We start from the raw sequence: 1,497 nt of genomic DNA on the forward strand, positions 1-1,497 counted from the left end.
GGTTGTCAGTGCACCAAGCAATGGGCAAACTCAAGTAACCGCAACGGGGGCAATCATTTACACCGCCAATGCAGATTACTATGGTGACGACAGCTTTACTTACACAGTTAAAGACAGCAATGGCGAGGTATCTAACCTTGCTACTGTCACCATGACTGTAAACCCAGTCAATGATGCGCCGGTGGCACAAACGCAAACCCTTAACCTTGATGAAGATGCAAGCTTATTGATCACATTGCTTGCGACAGACATCGAAAATGACAGCTTAACTTATCGTATCGATACTGATGTTGCACACGGAACGCTAGTTCAACAAAGCAGTGATAGTTGGTTGTATACACCTGCGGCAGATTATAACGGCAGTGATAGTTTCACGTTTGTAGCCAATGATGGTGCGTTAGATTCAGCTCCTGTTAGTGTTAACTTAACCGTTAATGCTGTAAATGATGCCCCAGTTGCCAGTGCAGAGGCGGTGTCAGTAAATGAAGATACGCTACTGACGGTCAACCTTGCCGCCAGCGATATCGAAGGCGATACCTTAACGTATCAAATCAGCAGTCAGCCACAAAATGGCCGTGTTACATTGACTGGATCGCAAGCAGTATACCAAGGCGAGAGTGACTTCTTTGGCACCGATAGCTTTAGCTTTGTTGCTAACGATGGCAACGTAGATTCAGCACCTGCGGTGATCACAGTGACCGTGAGCAGTGTTAATGATGTGCCAGTGATCAGCGGTTCACCGACTGTGTCAGTGAGTGAAAAAATCGTTTATAGTTTTGCGCCAACGGCAACTGACACCGAGGGTGATAATTTAACCTTTAGCATCAGTAATAAACCAAGTTGGTTGGGTTTTGATAGCAGTACCGGGTTGCTCAGTGGTACCGCTGGTAACAGTGATGTGGGTGTGTATAGTAATATTGTGATCAGTGTCAGCGATGGCATGGATACGGTAAGCTTACCGGCATTTAGCTTAACGGTGATCAACGTCAATGACGCGCCAACGATTGGTGGTGCTCCAACATTAAATGTTGATCAAGATACCCTTTATAGCTTTACCCCAACAGCCAGCGATATTGATGGCGACAGCTTAACCTTTAGCATTAGCAACAAGCCGAGCTGGGCAAACTTTGATAGCAGCACTGGGCAGTTGTCAGGTACGCCAAGTAATGATGATGTCGGCGTAAATAATAACATTATTATTTCAGTATCAGACGGCGCGATTACTACAGCACTGAGTAGCTTTAATCTCACAGTTAAGAACGTTAACGATGCACCGACAATCAGTGGTACACCGAACACCACGGTAAGCGAAGACAGTCAGTATCAGTTTACGCCATTAGTGCGTGATATTGATGGTGATAGCCTCAGTTTCAGCATCATTAATAAGCCAAGCTGGGCGAGCTTTGACACCAGCACGGGCGAATTAGCGGGCACGCCACAGAACGAGGATGTAGGCAGCTACGCGGCTATTACTATCAGTGTTAACGATGGCACAGA

General features: G+C 46.4%; 1 protein-coding gene. It reads left to right on the plus strand.

Features of this window, described 5'->3' with window-relative positions:
- The coding region (locus H5201_RS22380; RefSeq protein WP_182785440.1) for a tandem-95 repeat protein at positions 1-1,497 on the plus strand (1,497 nt) is incomplete at both ends.

The organism is Pseudoalteromonas sp. SG43-6 (assembly GCF_014164365.1).
In the GTDB taxonomy this organism is placed as follows: Bacteria; Pseudomonadota; Gammaproteobacteria; order Enterobacterales; family Alteromonadaceae; genus Pseudoalteromonas; species Pseudoalteromonas rhizosphaerae.